Annotated in this window: 22 protein-coding genes; 4 read left to right on the forward strand and 18 right to left on the reverse strand. The window is 68.8% G+C overall.

Annotated elements, in window-relative coordinates:
• Positions 1–121 precede the first annotated feature (121 nt).
• The 3 genes from ACFY93_RS02245 (at position 122) to ACFY93_RS02255 (ending at position 1,503) form a co-directional block, all read left to right on the forward strand.
• Positions 122–391 (forward strand): hypothetical protein, encoded by a 270-nt coding sequence (locus ACFY93_RS02245; RefSeq protein ID WP_391352816.1) that lies wholly within the window; start codon positions 122–124, stop codon positions 389–391.
• 374 nt (positions 392–765) lie between these two features.
• Positions 766–1,035, forward strand: a complete 270-nt coding sequence (locus tag ACFY93_RS02250; RefSeq protein WP_391352818.1) for a hypothetical protein — start codon at positions 766–768, stop codon at positions 1,033–1,035.
• A 156-nt stretch (positions 1,036–1,191) separates the two neighbouring features.
• Positions 1,192–1,503 (forward strand): hypothetical protein, encoded by a 312-nt coding sequence (locus ACFY93_RS02255; RefSeq protein WP_391352820.1) that lies wholly within the window; start codon positions 1,192–1,194, stop codon positions 1,501–1,503.
• A 102-nt stretch (positions 1,504–1,605) separates the two neighbouring features.
• Here the strand turns inward: ACFY93_RS02255 and ACFY93_RS02260 are convergent, their stop codons facing one another.
• The 5 genes from ACFY93_RS02260 to ACFY93_RS02280 form a co-directional block, all read right to left on the reverse strand.
• Complete coding sequence (locus ACFY93_RS02260; RefSeq protein WP_391352822.1) at positions 1,606–2,604, reverse strand: alpha/beta fold hydrolase; 999 nt, start codon at positions 2,602–2,604, stop codon at positions 1,606–1,608.
• A 276-nt stretch (positions 2,605–2,880) separates the two neighbouring features.
• Complete coding sequence (gene glmM, locus ACFY93_RS02265) at positions 2,881–4,239, reverse strand: phosphoglucosamine mutase (RefSeq protein WP_391352823.1); 1,359 nt, start codon at positions 4,237–4,239, stop codon at positions 2,881–2,883.
• Between the two features lie 235 nt (positions 4,240–4,474).
• Positions 4,475–4,990 carry a 30S ribosomal protein S9 gene (gene rpsI, locus ACFY93_RS02270; RefSeq protein ID WP_391352824.1) on the reverse strand — a complete coding sequence of 172 codons (516 nt, stop codon included), beginning with the start codon at positions 4,988–4,990 and terminating at the stop codon, positions 4,475–4,477.
• A gap of 44 nt (positions 4,991–5,034) precedes the next feature.
• On the reverse strand, positions 5,035–5,478 hold the full coding sequence (rplM, locus tag ACFY93_RS02275; RefSeq protein WP_391352825.1) for a 50S ribosomal protein L13: 444 nt from the start codon (positions 5,476–5,478) through the stop codon (positions 5,035–5,037).
• 138 nt (positions 5,479–5,616) lie between these two features.
• Positions 5,617–6,930 (reverse strand): glycosyltransferase 87 family protein, encoded by a 1,314-nt coding sequence (locus tag ACFY93_RS02280; protein ID WP_391352826.1) that lies wholly within the window; start codon positions 6,928–6,930, stop codon positions 5,617–5,619.
• Positions 6,931–7,166: 236 nt separating this feature from the next.
• On the opposite strand from ACFY93_RS02280, the gene ACFY93_RS02285 reads away from it, so the two are divergent.
• The gene (locus tag ACFY93_RS02285) at positions 7,167–8,045 is read left to right on the forward strand and encodes a hypothetical protein (protein WP_391352827.1); all 879 of its coding nucleotides are present in this window, start codon (positions 7,167–7,169) and stop codon (positions 8,043–8,045) included.
• A gap of 42 nt (positions 8,046–8,087) precedes the next feature.
• Here the strand turns inward: ACFY93_RS02285 and truA are convergent, their stop codons facing one another.
• The 13 genes from truA to rpsE form a co-directional block, all read right to left on the reverse strand.
• Positions 8,088–8,945, reverse strand: a complete 858-nt coding sequence (truA, locus tag ACFY93_RS02290; RefSeq protein ID WP_391352828.1) for a tRNA pseudouridine(38-40) synthase TruA — start codon at positions 8,943–8,945, stop codon at positions 8,088–8,090.
• Between the two features lie 90 nt (positions 8,946–9,035).
• Positions 9,036–9,527, reverse strand: coding sequence for a 50S ribosomal protein L17 (rplQ, locus tag ACFY93_RS02295; RefSeq protein WP_391352830.1), 492 nt, complete (start codon positions 9,525–9,527; stop codon positions 9,036–9,038).
• A gap of 126 nt (positions 9,528–9,653) precedes the next feature.
• Positions 9,654–10,676: a DNA-directed RNA polymerase subunit alpha gene (locus tag ACFY93_RS02300; protein WP_003966937.1), complete on the reverse strand. Its 1,023-nt coding sequence runs from the start codon at positions 10,674–10,676 to the stop codon at positions 9,654–9,656.
• A 258-nt stretch (positions 10,677–10,934) separates the two neighbouring features.
• On the reverse strand, positions 10,935–11,339 hold the full coding sequence (rpsK, locus tag ACFY93_RS02305; RefSeq protein WP_003948617.1) for a 30S ribosomal protein S11: 405 nt from the start codon (positions 11,337–11,339) through the stop codon (positions 10,935–10,937).
• A 99-nt stretch (positions 11,340–11,438) separates the two neighbouring features.
• The gene (rpsM, locus tag ACFY93_RS02310; protein WP_355780853.1) at positions 11,439–11,819 is read right to left on the reverse strand and encodes a 30S ribosomal protein S13; all 381 of its coding nucleotides are present in this window, start codon (positions 11,817–11,819) and stop codon (positions 11,439–11,441) included.
• A 206-nt stretch (positions 11,820–12,025) separates the two neighbouring features.
• Complete coding sequence (rpmJ, locus tag ACFY93_RS02315; RefSeq protein WP_003974245.1) at positions 12,026–12,139, reverse strand: 50S ribosomal protein L36; 114 nt, start codon at positions 12,137–12,139, stop codon at positions 12,026–12,028.
• An 82-nt stretch (positions 12,140–12,221) separates the two neighbouring features.
• Positions 12,222–12,443, reverse strand: coding sequence for a translation initiation factor IF-1 (gene infA, locus ACFY93_RS02320; protein ID WP_003948620.1), 222 nt, complete (start codon positions 12,441–12,443; stop codon positions 12,222–12,224).
• 274 nt (positions 12,444–12,717) lie between these two features.
• The gene (gene map / locus ACFY93_RS02325; protein ID WP_391352972.1) at positions 12,718–13,554 is read right to left on the reverse strand and encodes a type I methionyl aminopeptidase; all 837 of its coding nucleotides are present in this window, start codon (positions 13,552–13,554) and stop codon (positions 12,718–12,720) included.
• 132 nt (positions 13,555–13,686) lie between these two features.
• A complete protein-coding gene (locus ACFY93_RS02330; protein WP_391352832.1) occupies positions 13,687–14,349 on the reverse strand; it encodes an adenylate kinase in 663 nt (220 codons plus the stop codon).
• Positions 14,349–15,665 (reverse strand): preprotein translocase subunit SecY, encoded by a 1,317-nt coding sequence (gene secY / locus ACFY93_RS02335; protein WP_391352834.1) that lies wholly within the window; start codon positions 15,663–15,665, stop codon positions 14,349–14,351. Before secY ends, ACFY93_RS02330 begins: the two co-directional genes overlap by 1 nt.
• Before the next feature lie 235 nt (positions 15,666–15,900).
• The gene (gene rplO / locus ACFY93_RS02340; protein ID WP_093824865.1) at positions 15,901–16,356 is read right to left on the reverse strand and encodes a 50S ribosomal protein L15; all 456 of its coding nucleotides are present in this window, start codon (positions 16,354–16,356) and stop codon (positions 15,901–15,903) included.
• Between the two features lie 2 nt (positions 16,357–16,358).
• Positions 16,359–16,541 (reverse strand): 50S ribosomal protein L30, encoded by a 183-nt coding sequence (gene rpmD / locus ACFY93_RS02345; protein ID WP_391352836.1) that lies wholly within the window; start codon positions 16,539–16,541, stop codon positions 16,359–16,361.
• A complete protein-coding gene (gene rpsE, locus ACFY93_RS02350) occupies positions 16,541–17,146 on the reverse strand; it encodes a 30S ribosomal protein S5 (protein ID WP_006376045.1) in 606 nt (201 codons plus the stop codon). Before rpsE ends, rpmD begins: the two co-directional genes overlap by 1 nt.
• Between the last annotated feature and the right edge of the window lie 34 nt (positions 17,147–17,180).

Raw genomic sequence — 17,180 nt, forward strand, 5'->3', positions numbered from 1 at the left:
TCCACCCCAGCGCGCGCCTCACGCGATGACGGACGATCTCCGCTAATGTCCATCACTGTGAGCAGTCAGTCCACTACTGACCGCTTCGCGCGTGATTCCGCACCAACAAACCGGAGAAACAATGCGCAAGATCCAGAAGGTGGCCGTCGTGGCCGCCATGCTCGGCAGCGTCGGCTTCATCGGCGCCGGCACCGCGTCCGCCAACGACGGCGGGGACATCGGTGTCTCGCAGGCCAACCAGTGCCGCTCGCACGACCTCAACATCGACATCCTGGGTGAGGTCGGCATCCTGAACGGCCTGGCGGGCAACCTCCTGGGCGGCGAAGGCAACCCGGGTGCGCAGGCCACCCACCAGGGTTCGAGCGTGAGCTGCTCCAACAGCGCCTTCTGAGCGCGAGCGGTTCGGTAGAACACTGAGAACGGGCCCGGGTGCCGATGCCACGAGCATCGCATCCGGGCCCGTTCGCGTGCCCGCACCCGCCCCGCCCCGCGGTCACGGCCCGCATCCCGCCACTCCGTGCGGCCACTCGGGCGCCGGACGTCCGAACGGGTTGTCCGCAGCGGGCCGATCCACCCGCCCGAAGCCCATCAGCCCTGCCCCCCAAGGGACTTCGCACCCTCTCGGCGATTGCGCCGGATGGCCGCCCCCGCAGCGCGCGCCTCGCGCGACGGCGATCGATCTCCGCTAATCTCCGTAACTGTGAGCAGTCGGTCAACTACGGACTGCGACAGAAGTGATTCCACACAAACCAGACCGGAGAAACCATGCGCAAGATCCACAAGGCGGCTGTCGTCGTCGCCATGCTCAGCAGCGTCGGCTTCATGGGTGCGGGCACCGCTTCCGCCCACGAGGGCCCGGACGTCGACGTCACGCAGGCCAACGCCTGCCGCTCGCACGACCTGAACGTCGACGTCCTCGGCGAGGTCGGCCTGCTGAACGGCGTGCTGGGCAACGCCCTGGGCGGCGAGGGCAACCCCGGCGCCCAGGTCACCGACCAGGGCTCGAGCGTGAGCTGCTCCAACGACGCTTTCTGAGCGTCCGCAGTTCTGCAGTGACCCCCTGAGGACGGGCTCCGGTATCCGCGCCACACGGCCGGCGCCGGGGCCCGTTCCTCGTCCCTCTCCCCGGCCCGGCCGCACTGCCGTCCACGGCGTACCCGTCCGGGCATCGATCATGAAGGACCGCACCACATGACCAGTCGGAAGAAGATCGCAGTCGTCTCGTGGGTCATCGGCGGCATCGCCATGACCTGTGCCGGCGCCGCCCACGCCCAGGCGTCCGCGGGCGAGTGCACGAGCGACGCCAAGGGCAACATCACCTGCGTGAACAAGGGCGAGAACGCCTACACGAGCGAGGACGGCACCGTCCACGTCCACCAGGTGTGGGACTGCGAGACGGTCTCGAAGAACCGCCTGGAGCGGCCTCAGATCGGCGCCGGCCTGCAGGGGACGCAGTCCACGCAGGTGGGCAACACGGCGCAGTGCTCCAACAGCGCCCCCTAGGAGCCCTGTCGGACGTCGTGGGACGCCGAAAGCGGATGGCCGGACCCGGGTACCCCGGATCCGGCCATCCGCTTCTGCGCGCCCCGCGCGGGCGCCGCGGTCTCACACCGGCACCGGCGCCTCCGCGTCCGGCCCCTGGACGCCGCGCCGCCCCACCCCGGTGCCCAGCCGCTCCAGCGCGTTGCAGTACGCGAGACCGGTCAGCGGCTGCCCGGTGAAGAAGCGGGCGATCAGCTCGGAGAACTCCGCCATCCGCTCCACAGGGGCCAGGTGGTCGGCCTCCTTGACGGTCGTGAACGTCGCCGCCGGGAGCAGGGAGGCCACCTCGCGGCCCATGGCGGGGGTGCAGAGCGTGTCGTGCTCACCGGTGAAGACCAGCGACGGCACCGAGGGCACCGGCTCGTCCCGGTACCAGTCGTGGCTCAGCAGCCGCGCGTTGTGCTCCACCGACATCCGCAGCTCCTCGGGGGACTGCTGCATGAACTGCGCGTAAAGCAGCCGGGAGACGACCTCGTGCTTGCGGACCTGGCCGGTGCCGGGCGGGGACATGAACCGCTGGACCAGCTCGGTGGCGATCTCCGCGTGCGCGTCGCGCTCCAGCATCCTCGTCCACCGCGGCACGGCGTCGGCGTAGTCGTCGGGGATCTCCCTCGTCATGCCGACCAGGGCGAGCGCGGCCAGGTGCTCGGGGTGGTGCTGCGCGAAGCGCAGGGCGATGGCGCCGCCGAAGCAGGTGCCGAGGAGGTTGACCTCCGGCATCTCCAGCTCGGTCAGCAGGTGACGGACGTTGGCCGCGAGGAAGTCCAGGCCGTGGCGCGCGGGGAGGAAGTCCGCCGTCCCGTACCCCGGGAGGTCCACGGTGACCACCGTGAACAGGGGGGCGAGCCACTTCTCGTGCCGCACCCAGGCGTACCGGTTCTGCGAGGAGCCGCCCAGCACCAGCAACGGCACGGTACGGGGCTGGTCTTGGCGGACCACACGGCACTGGTACCGGAAGCCCTCGAAGACCAGCTCGCGCTCCTCCACCCGGACTGGTGCCGGGGGCCTTCGGCCAGGCGCTGAAGCGGGCGTGTCCTGGGCGATGTCGACGTCAGAGCGCATGTGGACCCCTGAGGGAAGGGACGGTACCGGATTGTCCACGATCCCCCATTGGTCCACGATCGTCCCTGATCGCCCGGTGGTGGGCGTGTCGGCGGCCGTCCCGCCGAACTCCCCCTGTGGACACCGGCCGAGAGCCGCGCCGGCACCCGGCGCCGACGGCGTCACGTGGCAGGCGCGTCCGGTCTCCGCCGCGAACACCCGCGGCCCCAGGGCGCCTTGACGCGGAAAGCCGGGCCCGGCGGTGGTGCACCGGGCCCGGCGAGGAGAGGGAACCGCTTATCCGAGGGCGGACTTCACCACGTCGGCGAGCCGCCCGGCGACGGAACGCGCCTGGTCGATGTCGGCGGCCTCGACCATGACCCGCACCAGCGGCTCGGTGCCCGAGGGGCGCAGCAGTACGCGTCCGGTGGAGCCGAGTTCGCGCTCCGCGTCGGTGACGGCGGCCGCGAGCTCGGCGGAGGTCTTCACCCGGGTCCGGTCCACGTCGGGGACGTTGATGAGCACCTGCGGCAGCCGCTCCATGACGGAGGCGAGGTCGCGCAGCGTACGGCCGGTCTCGGCGACGCGGGCCGCGAGCAGCAGGCCGGTGAGTGTGCCGTCGCCGGTGGTGGCGTGGTCGAGGATGATCACGTGGCCGGACTGCTCGCCGCCGAGCGCGTAGTCGTGCCGCTTCATCTCCTCCAGCACGTAGCGGTCGCCGACCGCGGTCTGGACGAGCGAGAGCCCTTCGCGCTCCATGGCCAGCTTGAAGCCGAGGTTGGACATGACGGTCGCGACGACGGTGTCGGAGCGCAGCGCGGACCGCTCCCGCATCGCCAGCGCGAGCACGGCCAGGATCTGGTCGCCGTCCACCTCGGCGCCCGTGTGGTCCACGGCGAGGCAGCGGTCGGCGTCGCCGTCGTGCGCGATGCCGAGGTCGGCGCCGTGTTCGAGGACGGCGGCCTGCAGCTTCTCCAGGTGGGTGGAGCCGCAGCCGTCGTTGATGTTGAGCCCGTCCGGCTCCGCGCCGATCGTGACGATCCGCGCGCCGGCCCGGGAGAAGGCCTCGGGCGAGACCCGGGCTGCGGCGCCGTGCGCCTCGTCGAGGACGACGGTGAGCCCGTCGAGGCGGTTGGGCAGGACGCCGGTCAGATGGGTGACGTACGTGTCGAAGCCCTCCTCGTACGCGGTGACGCGGCCGACGCCGGAGCCGGTCGGACGGTCCCAGGGAGCGCCGGTGCGGTGCTCCTCGTAGAGGGACTCGATCCGGTCCTCCAGCTCGTCGGCGAGTTTGTGGCCGCCGCGCGCGAAGAACTTGATGCCGTTGTCCGGCATGGCGTTGTGGCTGGCCGACAGCATCACGCCGAGGTCGGCACCGAGCGCGCCGGTGAGGTGGGCCACGGCCGGTGTGGGGAGCACACCGACGCGCAGGACGTCCACGCCCGCGCTGGCCAGGCCCGCCACGACGGCGGCCTCCAGGAACTCCCCGGACGCACGCGGGTCACGCCCGACCACGGCTACCGGCCGATGGCCCTCGAACGTGCCCGCCTCGGCCAGTACGTGGGCCGCCGCGACGGAGAGGCCGAGCGCGAGCTCCGCCGTCAGATCCGCGTTGGCGACACCGCGCACGCCGTCCGTGCCGAAGAGTCGTCCCACTGGTGTCCTCCGAACTTTCGCACTTCTCGAAGAAGCCTCGACGAAGCTCCCGGGGAGCCCCTGGGAAGCCCTGGATCGAATGATGAGGCTTACCTCTCAAAGGCATCCGATCATTCAAGCATTCAAGCCTTTGAGCGCCTTGTGACGTTATACGCCTATGGGCTGTGATAGACGAACGCCCCGGCGGCACTCAGCGTGCCGCCGGGGCGTTCGAATGTACAAGCAGGCAGCGAGATTAACGCTTGCTGTACTGCGGAGCCTTACGGGCCTTCTTGAGACCGGCCTTCTTGCGCTCGACCGCACGGTCGTCACGCTTGAGGAAGCCGGCCTTCTTCAGGGCGCCGCGGTTGTTGTCCACGTCGGCCTCGTTCAGCGCGCGGGCCACGCCGAGGCGCAGGGCACCGGCCTGACCGGAGACGCCGCCACCCGAGATGCGGGCGATCACGTCGTAGCGGCCTTCGAGCTCGAGCACCTTGAAGGGCTCGTTGACTTCCTGCTGGTGCACCTTGTTCGGGAAGTAGTCCTCGAGCGTGCGCCCGTTGATCTTCCACTTGCCGGTGCCCGGGACGATCCGGACGCGGGCGATGGCGTTCTTGCGACGGCCCAGGCCGGCGGCCGGCTGCGGGTCGCCGAAGCGGGACGCCATGGACTCCGAGGTGTACTCACCCTCGACGGGGACCTCGGACTCGGTGGTGTAGCTCTCGATGTCGGCAGTTTCCTCGAGGGGCTGCTCAACGGTGGTCTCGGCCACGATTCTCCTCAGATTCTTTTCGGTCTTAGGGGGTGTGGCCGGACTTACTGCGCGACCTGGGTGATCTCGAACGGCACCGGCTGCTGGGCAGCGTGCGGGTGCTGGTCGCCCGAGTAGACCTTCAGCTTCGAGAGCACCTGACGGCCCAGGGTGTTCTTGGGGATCATGCCCTTGATGGCCTTCTCGACGGCCTTCTCGGGGTTCTTCGCCAGCAGCTCGTCGTAACGGACGGAGCGCAGACCACCCGGGTAACCGGAGTGGCGGTACGCCAGCTTCTGGGTCTTCTTGTTGCCGGAGAGGTGCACCTTGTCGGCGTTGATGATGATGACGAAGTCACCCGCGTCGACGTGGGGCGCGTAGATCGGCTTGTGCTTGCCCCGCAGGATGTTCGCGGCAGTGGTCGCCAGACGGCCCAGGACGACATCCTGGGCGTCGATGACGAACCACTGGCGAGTGATGTCGCCGGGCTTGGGGCTGTACGTACGCACGGTCGTAGCCTTCGCTTCTTCAGTGAGTGGGTCCTGACATGGCCACCACGGACGATGTACGACAGCCCTGGCGGACCTCGGTGACGCAACCGAGTCCTGCCGCTGGTCATCGGCCCGGTGGACCGGTGTAAGGGCCCCTCACGTGAGAATGAGCAAGCCAATACACATAACGAACTGGCAGAATACCCGCGCTGGCCCGGATGGGTCAAAACGCGGGGTCGCCCGGGGGCGTCCGCCAGGCACCAGGGTACCTCCGCGCCCCGGGCCCGTCGCCACGGCGGCCGTCACCAGGGTCACCACCAGGGCGCACAGCGTGAACGAGTCCCTGAACGCCCGCCGTGTCGTCGCCTCCACGTACGGCCAGGTGAACCCCGGCACCTGCGGCACCAGCGCGATCCAGAACCCCGGCCGCCGGGCCGCCGAGCCCGGCAGCAGCACGCCCGCCAGCAGCAGCGGCACGACCACCAGCAGATAGTGGTCGTACGAGGGCCGGGACACCAGGAACGCCGAGAGCATCAGCAGCACGGCACTCTCCACCAGCCGCAGCGGCTCGGGGCCTGCCCCCCGCCACCTCCGGTACGCGCCCCACACCCCGCCCGCCGCCGCGGCCAGGCCCAGCACGGTCGCCGCCGCCTGCGGCACGCCCAGCCGCGGCAGCACGGCCACCAGGGACGCCTCGTAGAGCCGTACGAAGTCGTCGTGGCCGCCCAGCAGGAACGGCAGCGTCCGGGTGAAGAAGCCGGCCGGGTCGGGCATCAGGAGCGCCGCGCAGCCGGAGGCCAGCGCGGGCACCAGGACCACCGCGGCCGCGCCGCGCCACCGCCGGGCGAACAGGAACAGCAGCAGCATCGGCGCGAGCAGCGGCTTCACCGCGACGGCGGCACCGATCACCAGGCCCGCGCCGGTCCACCGCCCGCGCGCCGCCAGCAGCAGCGCGAAGGGCAGGGCGGCCGCGGCCGTCACCGTCCAGTTGCCGAGCAGCACCAGATGCTTGAAGGGCGCGAAGCCGAGCGCGAGCCCCGTGATGCCGAGCACGGCGAACCGGCTGCGGCAGGCGACACCGTGCACGCGCAGCGCGCACGCCCACCCGGCCACCAGCAGGCAGACCACGGCGAGCGGGACCAGCGCCCGGGACGCGGACAGCGGCAGCAGCGCCTGCGGGACGGCCGCCAGTACGGCACTCGGCAGATAGAGGAAGTGCGGGTCGTCGTAGGGCGATCCGCCCTCCAGCCAGGTCCGGGCGGCCTCGACGACGATCGCGTTGTCCATCCCGCCGGCCCGGGTCCGCCGGGCCGCGTTCACCACCGCCGCGGCCAGCACGGCGCCCGCCACCGCCCACGCGTACCAGGGCGCACGCCCCGTCAGCCACCCGCCGAAGCCCGGCGAGTCGAGGCAGTCCGAGCATCCTGAGCAGCCCGAGCATTCGGAAATGTCACTTTTGCCCATGTGCATTGGGGTCACGCTAGGGCTTCGATCGCCCAGGGACGGGGACCGGCACCCCGCTCGTCATGTCCAGGGTCTTTCGCTTGGATCAGGCCGGATCAGGGAGCGGGGTCTGGTGCCGTGCATCGCAAGGCGGAGGAGGGAGCCATGGCGGAGCCCTGGCGACCGACGACAACGCCGCGAGGTGCGGTGCCAGAACCCGCGAGCCCGGCATGATCCAAGCGAGAGGCCCTAAGATGCGGCCCATGAGTTATGGGCAGGGGGAGCCTCAGTGGGATCCCTGGAAACCGGGATCCCAGCAGCCGCAGTGGGGCGACCAGAGCAGCCAGTCACCTGACTGGGCGGCACTCGCCGAGGCGTCCGAGTCGCGCAACCGGCGCCGCAGACTGCTGATGATCGGCGGCGGCGCGCTCGCCACGGTCGCGGTCGGCGCCGCCGTCGCGGTGGCCGTCGTGTCCGCGAACGGCGACAGCCAGGCCTCGAACAACCCGACGGGCGGCCTGCCCGCCACCGCGGCCATCCCGAGCGACACCACCGAGCCCGCCCCGTCGTTCGAGCCGACCTCGGCCCCTCCCCCGCTGGACCCGGACGACTTCATATCCAGCGCCAAGAAGGACACGGCCCCCCTCAGCCCGGACATCCTCTTCCCCGGCTCCCAGCTGACCATGGGCGAGCACGTCTACCGCAAGGGCCCGACGGCCTCCACGAAGGACTGCGCCTCGGCCGCCCAGCACACACTTCCCGCGGTCCTCACTAAGAACGACTGCACCCGGATGATGCGCGTGAGCTACTCCAAGGACGGCGTCGCGGTCACCGTCGGAGTCGCCGTCTTCGACACCCGGGCCCAGGCGGCCAAGGCCAGGAAGGAGGCGGACGCCAAGAGCATCATCACCTCGCTGTCCGGCTCCGGCCTCAAGCCCTTCTGCCGTTCCGCCGTCTGCCGCACGACCACCAACACCTACGGCCGGTACGTCTACTTCACCACCGCCGGGTTCACCAGCGGCAAGGACGTGACGGAGAAGGACAAGGACGTCTTCACCACGGGTGACGACCTCGCCGAGTTCACGTTCCGTCAGATCCGCCGCCGCGGCGAGGCCCAGGCGTCCGCGGCCGCCGACCAGTAGCCGCAGGGACCCGGCCCTCGACCGGGGCCGGCCCGCCCCGGTTCAGCAGCAACCGGCACCCGGGAGCGTCCGCCGGTTGCGCGCCTCCTTGTTGCGCGCGGCCAGCAACTCGTCGGCCGGGTAGCCGACTTCCTCCAGCGTCAGCCCGTGCGGCCGTACGACGTGCACCGCCGAGTCGCGCACCCCGGCCGCCAGCACCCTGCCCGGCCAGTCCGCCCCGCGGTGGCCGTCCCCCACGAACAGCAGCGCCCCGATCAGCGAGCGCACCATGTTGTGGCAGAACGCGTCGGCCCGGACGGTCGCGGTGATCACGCCGTCGTCACCGCGCACCAGGCTCAGCCGCTGGAGCGTACGGATGGTGGTGGCGCCCTCGCGCCGCTTGCAGTACGCGGCGAAGTCGTGCTCGCCGACGAGCCGCGCCGCGGCCTCGTTCATGGCGTCGACGTCCAGCGGCCAGTCGTGCCACAGCACATGGCCGCGCAGCAGCGGATCGACACCGCCCGGGTCGTCGGTCACCCGGTACGCGTAACGGCGCCAGATCGCCGAGAAACGGGCGTTGAAGCCACTGGGGGCCTCGGTGAGCGCCCAGACCCGTACGTCCTTCGGCAGCCGCCCGGCGAGCCGCTTCAGCAGCTTCTCGCGGTGCTCCGCCCAGAGTTCCCCGGGCAGGTCCACGTGCGCCACCTGACCGCGGGCGTGCACCCCCGCGTCGGTCCGTCCGGCCACCGTCAGCTCGTACGTCGTCTCCCGCGTCCTGGTGACCGTCCGCAGGGCCTCCTCGATCTCCCCCTGCACGGTCCTGCGCCCGGCGGCCTGCCTGGCCCAGCCGGAGAACTCGCGGCCGTCGTAGGACAGGTCCAGCCGCACCCGTACGAAGCCGGGCTCCACCTCGTCACTCACTCAAGATCCTCTCAGGGCCGAAGCCACCGCGCGTACAGGAAAGCGGGCCCGCCCCCGAAGGGACGGACCCGCTCACAGCCAGGCAGAGCCTCAGGCGTCCTTGGACTCGTCCTCGGCCGCGGCCGGCGTCGTGTCCTCGACGGCCTCGTCCTTCTTGAGGGCGTCTTCCTTGACGGCGCGCTTGGTCGCCGCCTCGGCCTCACCGGTGGCCTGCTGGGCCACGGTCAGGGCCTCCACCAGCTCGATGACGGCCATGGGCGCGTTGTCGCCACGGCGGTTACCGATCTTGGTGATACGGGTGTAGCCACCCGGGCGGTTCTCGTAGCGCGGGCCGATCTCGGTGAAGAGCGTGTGCACGATGCTCTTGTCGGAGATGACCTGGAGCACCTGACGGCGGTTGTGAAGGTCGCCCTTCTTCGCCTTGGTGACCAGACGCTCGGCGTACGGGCGCAGGCGGCGGGCCTTCGCCTCGGTGGTGGTGATGCGGCCGTGCTCGAAGAGCGACTTCGCGAGGTTCGCGAGGAGCAGCTTCTCGTGCGCGGCGCTGCCGCCCAGACGGGCACCCTTGGTGGGCTTCGGCATGGTGTTTCTCCTAGGTGTCTGCCCCGGCCGTATCAGGTACCGGGGTCAGTGTCCGAGCGGGCGATCGCCCGTCGGAGATCCAGGCGCCCCTTGCGAGGCGCCTGGAGAACACTCCTCGCGGAGCGCTCAGTACTGCTCGGTCTCGACGAAGCCCGCGTCCGCGTCGTCGTCGGCGCCGAAGGCGTCGGCGGCGGCGGTCGGGTCGAATCCGGGCGGGCTGTCCTTGAGGGCCAGGCCCATGCCGGCCAGCTTCGCCTTGACCTCGTCGATGGACTTCGCACCGAAGTTGCGGATGTCCAGGAGGTCCGCCTCGGAACGCGCCACGAGCTCACCCACGGAGTGGATGCCCTCACGCTTGAGGCAGTTGTACGACCGAACGGTGAGCTCCAGCTCCTCGATCGGCAGCGCCAGGTCGGCGGCGAGGGCGGCGTCCGTGGGGGACGGGCCCATGTCGATGCCCTCGGCGTCGATGTTCAGCTCGCGGGCGAGACCGAACAGCTCGACCAGGGTCTTGCCGGCGGAGGCCATGGCGTCACGGGGACGCATCGCCTGCTTCGTCTCGACGTCGACGATCAGCTTGTCGAAGTCGGTGCGCTGCTCGACACGGGTCGCCTCGACCTTGTAGGTGACCTTGAGCACGGGGCTGTAGATGGAGTCGACCGGGATACGGCCGATCTCCTGGCCCACCTGCTTGTTCTGGACGGCGGAGACGTAGCCGCGACCGCGCTCGACGGTCAGCTCCATCTCCAGCTTGCCCTTGCCGTTGAGCGTGGCGAGGACGAGGTCGGGGTTGTGGACCTCGACACCGGCCGGGGGCGCGATGTCGGCGGCGGTGACCAGACCCGGCCCCTGCTTGCGCAGGTACATCACGACCGGCTCGTCGTGCTCCGAGGAGACGACCAGCTGCTTGATGTTGAGGATCAGGTCGGTGACGTCCTCCTTGACGCCCGGCACGGTGGTGAACTCGTGCAGGACACCGTCGATGCGGATGCTGGTGACAGCAGCGCCGGGGATCGACGACAGGAGGGTGCGGCGGAGGGAGTTGCCGAGGGTGTAGCCGAAGCCCGGCTCCAGCGGCTCGATCACGAACCGGGAGCGGAACTCGTCGACGACCTCTTCGGTCAAAGAGGGACGCTGAGCGATCAGCATGTGTGGATCAGATCCTTCTTTCGTGGACGCCCGCTATTTGACGCCCGACAAAACCGCACTCGATGAGAAGCACGGGTACTGCAAGGATACGGGCGATACGGCCCATCTGGACCGTACCGCCCGAATCCCACGTGCGTGAGCCGCTACGGAAGCGACCGAGCGTCAGACGCGACGGCGCTTCGGCGGACGGCAGCCGTGCTGCGATCTTGTGGGGAGTAACCCCCACACCCCCAGCCGGAGCTGCCCAGCACCGCAACCTCAGACGCGACGGCGCTTCGGCGGACGGCAGCCGTTGTGCGGCGTGGGGGTGACGTCCTGGATCGAGCCGACCTCGAGGCCCGTGGCCTGGAGGGAGCGGATCGCGGTCTCACGGCCGGAGCCGGGACCCTTGACGAAGACGTCGACCTTGCGCATGCCGTGCTCCTGCGCGCGGCGGGCGGCCGACTCGGCGGCCATCTGCGCGGCGAAGGGGGTGGACTTGCGCGAGCCCTTGAAGCCGACGTGGCCGGCGGAGGCCCAGGAGATCACGTTGCCGGTCGGGTCCGTGATGGACACGATCGTGTTGTTGAACGTGCTCTTGATGTGCGCGTGGCCGTGAGCGACGTTCTTCTTTTCCTTGCGGCGCACCTTCTTGGCAGCGCCCTGACGTCCCTTGGGGGGCATGTCTTGTTCTCCTACGGGAGGTGGTCGGTCCTACAGCGAAGACCGCTGGTTCGCGGTGCCCCGGGGCAGAACCCGGACATCCGCAGCGTCCGCTGAGGACTACTTCTTGCCCGGCTTCTTCTTACCGGCGATGGCGCGACGCGGGCCCTTGCGGGTACGGGCGTTCGTGCTGGTGCGCTGACCGTGGACGGGCAGGCCACGACGGTGACGCAGACCCTGGTAGCAGCCGATCTCGACCTTGCGGCGGATGTCGGCCTGAACCTCACGACGGAGGTCACCCTCGGTCTTGATGTTGCTGTCCACGAACTCGCGGATCTTGACCAGCTCCTCCTCGGAGAGGTCACGAACGCGGGTGTTCGGGTTGACGCCGGTCTCGGCCAGCGTCTTCTGCGAGAGGGTCCGGCCGATGCCGAACACGTAGGTGAGGGCGACCTCCACGCGCTTGTCGCGCGGGATGTCGACACCGGAAACGCGTGCCATTCAATGGCTCCAGTTGTCGTTCGGAGGTCTTCCGCAGAACCGGATCCCGCCCGCCGTCGTCCTCAGGGGTGAGGATTCGGTACGGACCGGGTCCCCGGCCTCCGACCGGGGGTGTCGGGCCTGAGTGCTCAGGTCCGGGTTCTGCGTATGAACATGTACTGCTTGCGTCGCGCGAAGTATCTGCGGATGCAGAAGGAGGTCGTGCGTCAGCCCTGGCGCTGCTTGTGGCGCGGGTTGTCGCAGATGACCATGACCCGGCCGTGACGGCGGATCACCCTGCACTTGTCGCAGATCTTCTTGACGCTCGGCTTGACCTTCATTGGTGAGGTTCTCCGGGTCAGTGCCACCACCCCGCGCCTGGCGGGATGCGTACCCCGCCAAACCGCGAGGTGCGGGCAAGATCTACTTGTACCGGTAGACGATCCGGCCACGCGTCAGGTCGTACGGAGACAGCTCCACCACGACCCGGTCGTCAGGGAGGATGCGGATGTAGTGCATACGCATCTTGCCGCTGATGTGTGCCAGGACCTGGTGGCCGTTCTGGAGCTCGACCTTGAACATGGCGTTCGGAAGAGACTCGACGACAGTGCCCTCGATCTCGATGGCACCTTGCTTCTTGGCCACGCTTCGCCCTTCGAATCGACTACCTTGATCGACTCCGCACTCACCGCACGTAGACATGCGGATGCACGAGAGCCGACGAGTCAGTCTACGTCAGTGCCCTCGGAAAGACGAATCGAGGAAGAATGCCCCGCATTGAAGATCATCATGCGGGGCGACATGCCGTACTCCGAGCGGACCCCTCGGGATGCGGCCCGCGGACGGGGCGCGACGGCTGGGGTCCTTCGTCCGGATCGGACCGGAACCCGCGAGTTCGGCCCGATCCGAGGGAGAGACCCTAGGCCAGTGGATCGGGAGCCGCCGTGATCCCGTGCTCGGCGAGCTTGGCCCTGCCGCAGTCGGGAGCGGTGAGGACCATGGGGCCCTCCTCCGTGAGGGCGACCGAGTGCTCCCAGTGCGAGGACCAGGTGCCGTCCGTGGTGATGACGGTCCAGTCATCGGAGAGGACCTCGGTCCGCGGGGTGCCGAGGGAGACCATCGGCTCGATGGCGAGGCAGAGGCCGGGGACCAGCTTGGGGCCCTTGCCCCGGCGGCGCTCGACGTAGTTCAGCAGGTGCGGGTCCATGTGCATCTCGGTGCCGATGCCGTGGCCGCCGTAGTCCTCGATGATCCCGTACTTGCCGCCGCCGGGCTTCGGCTGGCGGCGGATGTACGTCTCGATGGCACGGGAGACGTCGACGAGGCGGTTGCCCTGCTTCATCGCCGCGATGCCCGCCCACATCGACTCCTCGGTCACCCGGGAGAGCTCGATCAGCTCCGGGGCGTGACCGGTTCCCACGAACGCGGTGTACGCGGCGTCGCCGTGCCAGCCGTCGACGATCGCGCCGGCATCGATGGAGATGATGTCGCCGTCCTTGAGGACGGTCTTGTCGTCGGGGATGCCGTGGACCACGACCTCGTTGGCCGAGGTGCAGATCGTGGCCGGGAAGCCGCCGTACCCGAGGAAGTTCGACTTCGCGCCGTGCTCGGCGAGCACCTTGCGCGCGACCTCGTCCAGGTCCCTCGTGGTGGCGCCGGGAACCGCGGCCTCACGCGTGGCCGCGTGCACGGCGGCCACGACCAGCCCCGCCTCGCGCATCTTCGCGATCTGCTCAGGGGTCTTGATCTGCACCATGGGGCCCGCGCTCTCCGTCTTCTCCGTCGATTCACCGGTCACGCACTCACCTGCTTCACCGGGTGTGCGCCCGCTACACAACACTACGGCCGCGGGACCCCGAAGGGCACCGCGGCCGGAGCGACTCATGCCTTACTTGCCGTCGCCCTCGCGACCGAGCGCGTCCATCGCCCGCTTGGTGACGTCCTCCACCTTGCCGAGCGCCGAGATCGTGACGACCAGGCCCTGGGCCTTGTAGTAGTCGATGATCGGCTCGGTCTGCGTGTGGTAGACCTCGAGGCGCTTGCGGACGGTGTCCTCGGAGTCGTCCTCGCGCTGGTACAGCTCGCCGCCGCAGACGTCGCAGACGCTGTCCTTCGCCGGCTTCTTGTACTCCACGTGGAAGACGTGGCTCGAGTCGTTGCGGCAGATGCGGCGGCCCGCGATGCGCTTGACCACCTCGTCCTCGGGGACCTCCAGGTCCAGGACCGCGTCCAGCTTCATGGCCTCGGACTTCAGCATCTCGTCGAGCGCCTCGGCCTGCGACACGTTGCGCGGGAAGCCGTCCAGCAGGAAGCCCTTCTCGGCGTCCGGCTGTTCCATGCGGTCCTTGGCCATCCCGATGGTGACCTCGTCCGGAACCAGGTTGCCCGCGTCCATGAAGGACTTCGCCCGCTTGCCGAGCTCCGTGCCCTGGCTGATGTTGGCGCGGAAGAGGTCGCCCGTCGAGATGTGCGGGATCGACAGGTTCTTGGCGAGGAACGCGGCCTGCGTTCCCTTGCCGGCACCGGGCGGCCCGACGAGGACGATTCGCATCAGCGGAGGAACCCTTCGTAATTGCGCTGCTGAAGCTGGCTCTCGATCTGCTTCACCGTCTCGAGACCCACACCCACGATGATGAGGATGCTGGTCCCGCCGAACGGGAAGTTCTGGCTTGCCCCGAAACCTACCAACGCCATCGTCGGCACGAGAGCGATCACTCCCAGATACAGCGAACCCGGCCAGGTGATCCGGTTGAGTACGTAGCTCAGGTACTCAGCGGTCGGTCGGCCAGCCCGGATGCCCGGGATGAAGCCACCATACTTCTTCATGTTGTCCGCGACTTCCTCGGGGTTGAAGGAGATCGCCACGTAGAAGAACGCGAAGAACACGATGAGCAAGAAGTACATAGTGATGTAAAGCGGGTGATCGCCCTTGGTCAGATTGTTCGTGATCCAGGTTTTCCAACTGGAATTGCCATTGGAGAACTGGGCGATCAGAGCGGGGATGTAGAGCAGCGACGAGGCGAAGATGACGGGAATCACACCCGCCTGATTCACCTTCAACGGGATGTACGTGGACGTACCCCCGTAGGACCGGCGGCCGATCATGCGCTTGGCGTACTGGACCGGGACCCGGCGCTGGGCCTGCTCCACGAAGACGACCAGGCCGACCATCACGAAGCCGACGAGCAGCACGGTGCCGAACTCGATCCAGCCGCCCGCCAGCGTGCCCTGCTTCTTGATGGCCCACAGCGCGGAGGGGAAGGTCGCGGCGATCGAGATGAACATCAGGATCGACATGCCGTTGCCGATGCCCCGGTCCGTGATGAGCTCACCGAGCCACATGACGACGGCCGTACCGGCGGTCATGGTGACGACCATGGTGATGGTCGTGAAGATCGACTGGTCCGGGACGATCGACTGGGCGACCGGGCAGCCGCTGAACAGCGCGCCGCTGCGGGCGGTGGCCACCAGGCCGGTGCCCTGCAGGATGGCCAGCGCCACCGTCAGATAACGGGTGTACTGGGTGATCTTCGCCGTGCCGGCCTGACCCTCCTTCTTGAGGGCCTCCAGTCGCGGGATGACCACGGTCAGCAGCTGCAGGATGATGCTCGCCGTGATGTACGGCATGATGCCGAGGGCGAAGATCGTGATCTGCAGCAGCGCGCCGCCGCTGAACATGTTGACCAGGCCGAACAGACCCTGGTTGCCCTTCGACGCCGAGTCGATACAGGTCTGGACGTTCTTGTAGTCGACGCCCGGGATCGGAATGTGGGTACCGACCCGGTAGACCACGACGATGCCGAGTGTGAAGAGCAGCTTCTTGCGCAGGTCGGGCGTCCTGAACGCCCGGGCGAACGCGGTGAGCACGGTGCCTCCTGCGACCCCCGCGCAAGTGCGTCAGAGGTGACGGTCTTGAGGTTCGATGGATAACGGCATGAGCGTGAGTGTCCGCCGACTGCGACCGGCACGGGCCGGACACAAGTCGGCAGTGCAGGCCACCTTACCGGCGAGACTGCCCCCCTTGGAACGACCAACCGGGGATGCCCCATTTGTGGGGCATCCCCGGTCGGGATCGCTCATGTCATCGAGACGCCTGAAAGACTCAGACGAGCTCGGTGACGGTACCGCCGGCGGCGGTGATCTTCTCCTTGGCGGAGCCGGAGACGGCGTCGACCGTCACCTGCAGCGCCACGGAGATCTCGCCCTGGCCGAGGACCTTGACGAGGCTGTTCTTGCGAACGGCACCCTTGGCGACGAGACCCTCGACGGTGACCTCGCCACCCTCCGGGTACAGCGACGCCAGCTTGTCGAGGTTCACGACCTGGAACTCGGTCTTGAACGGGTTCTTGAAGCCCTTCAGCTTCGGAAGACGCATGTGGAGGGGCATCTGCCCGCCCTCGAAGCGCTCCGGAACCTGGTAGCGGGCCTTCGTGCCCTTGGTACCACGACCGGCCGTCTTACCCTTCGAGGCCTCACCGCGACCCACACGGGTCTTCGCGGTCTTGGCGCCCGGGGCGGGACGGAGGTTGTGGATCTTGAGCGGGTTGTTCTCCGCCATGATCAGTCGACCTCCTCGACCGTCACGAGGTGACGGACATGGCGCACCATGCCGCGGAACTCGGGGCGGTCCTCCTTGACGACCACGTCGTTGACCCTCTTGAGGCCAAGCGAACGCAGGGTGTCACGGTGGTTCTGCTTGCTGCCGATGTACGACTTCTTCTGCGTGATCTTGAGGCGAGCCATTACGCACCCGCTCCCGCACGCGCACGGAGCAGAGCCGCGGGGGCGACGTCCTCGAGGGGCAGACCGCGGCGGGCCGCGATCTCCTCGGGACGCTGCAGGCCCTTGAGGGCCGCCACGGTCGCGTGCACGATGTTGATCGCGTTGGAGGAGCCGAGCGACTTCGACAGGATGTCGTGGACGCCGGCGCACTCGAGCACCGCACGCACCGGGCCACCGGCGATAACGCCGGTACCGGGGGAAGCAGGCTTGAGCAGGACGACGCCCGCGGCCTTCTCGCCCGTGATCGGGTGCGGGATGGTGCCCTGGATACGGGGAACCTTGAAGAAGTGCTTCTTGGCCTCCTCCACACCCTTGGCGATGGCGGCCGGCACCTCCTTGGCCTTGCCGTAACCGACACCCACGGTGCCGTCACCGTCGCCCACCACGACCAGCGCGGTGAAGCTGAAGCGACGACCACCCTTCACAACCTTGGCGACGCGGTTGATCGCGACAACGCGCTCAACGTACGCGGTCTTCTCGGCGGCAGCAGCGCCGCCGTCACGGCCCTTCCGGTCCCGCCGCTCGCCGCCACCGGCACCGCTTCCACGGCGCTGGGGTCCAGCCATTGGATTACCTCTCTCTTTCCGCTAGCTACGGAAG

It is taken from the genome of Streptomyces sp. NPDC008313 (assembly GCF_042956125.1).
Taxonomy (GTDB): Bacteria; Actinomycetota; Actinomycetes; order Streptomycetales; family Streptomycetaceae; genus Streptomyces.

Excerpts from the sequence above, each read along its gene's own strand:
- ACFY93_RS02245 (WP_391352816.1), top strand. The coding sequence starts at position 122 with ATGCGCAAGATCCAGAAGGTGGCCGTCGTGGCCGCCATGCTCGGCAGC.
- ACFY93_RS02250 (WP_391352818.1), top strand. The coding sequence starts at position 766 with ATGCGCAAGATCCACAAGGCGGCTGTCGTCGTCGCCATGCTCAGCAGC.
- ACFY93_RS02255 (WP_391352820.1), top strand. The coding sequence starts at position 1,192 with ATGACCAGTCGGAAGAAGATCGCAGTCGTCTCGTGGGTCATCGGCGGC.
- ACFY93_RS02260 (WP_391352822.1), bottom strand. The coding sequence starts at position 2,604 with ATGCGCTCTGACGTCGACATCGCCCAGGACACGCCCGCTTCAGCGCCT.
- ACFY93_RS02280 (WP_391352826.1), bottom strand. The coding sequence starts at position 6,930 with ATGCACATGGGCAAAAGTGACATTTCCGAATGCTCGGGCTGCTCAGGA.
- ACFY93_RS02285 (WP_391352827.1), top strand. The coding sequence starts at position 7,167 with ATGAGTTATGGGCAGGGGGAGCCTCAGTGGGATCCCTGGAAACCGGGA.
- rplQ (WP_391352830.1), bottom strand. The coding sequence starts at position 9,527 with ATGCCGAAGCCCACCAAGGGTGCCCGTCTGGGCGGCAGCGCCGCGCAC.
- ACFY93_RS02300 (WP_003966937.1), bottom strand. The coding sequence starts at position 10,676 with ATGCTGATCGCTCAGCGTCCCTCTTTGACCGAAGAGGTCGTCGACGAG.
- rpsK (WP_003948617.1), bottom strand. The coding sequence starts at position 11,339 with ATGCCCCCCAAGGGACGTCAGGGCGCTGCCAAGAAGGTGCGCCGCAAG.
- rpsM (WP_355780853.1), bottom strand. The coding sequence starts at position 11,819 with ATGGCACGCGTTTCCGGTGTCGACATCCCGCGCGACAAGCGCGTGGAG.
- rpmJ (WP_003974245.1), bottom strand. The coding sequence starts at position 12,139 with ATGAAGGTCAAGCCGAGCGTCAAGAAGATCTGCGACAAGTGCAGGGTG.
- map (WP_391352972.1), bottom strand. The coding sequence starts at position 13,554 with ATGGTGCAGATCAAGACCCCTGAGCAGATCGCGAAGATGCGCGAGGCG.
- ACFY93_RS02330 (WP_391352832.1), bottom strand. The coding sequence starts at position 14,349 with ATGCGAATCGTCCTCGTCGGGCCGCCCGGTGCCGGCAAGGGAACGCAG.
- rplO (WP_093824865.1), bottom strand. The coding sequence starts at position 16,356 with ATGGCGGAGAACAACCCGCTCAAGATCCACAACCTCCGTCCCGCCCCG.
- rpmD (WP_391352836.1), bottom strand. The coding sequence starts at position 16,541 with ATGGCTCGCCTCAAGATCACGCAGAAGAAGTCGTACATCGGCAGCAAG.
- rpsE (WP_006376045.1), bottom strand. The coding sequence starts at position 17,146 with ATGGCTGGACCCCAGCGCCGTGGAAGCGGTGCCGGTGGCGGCGAGCGG.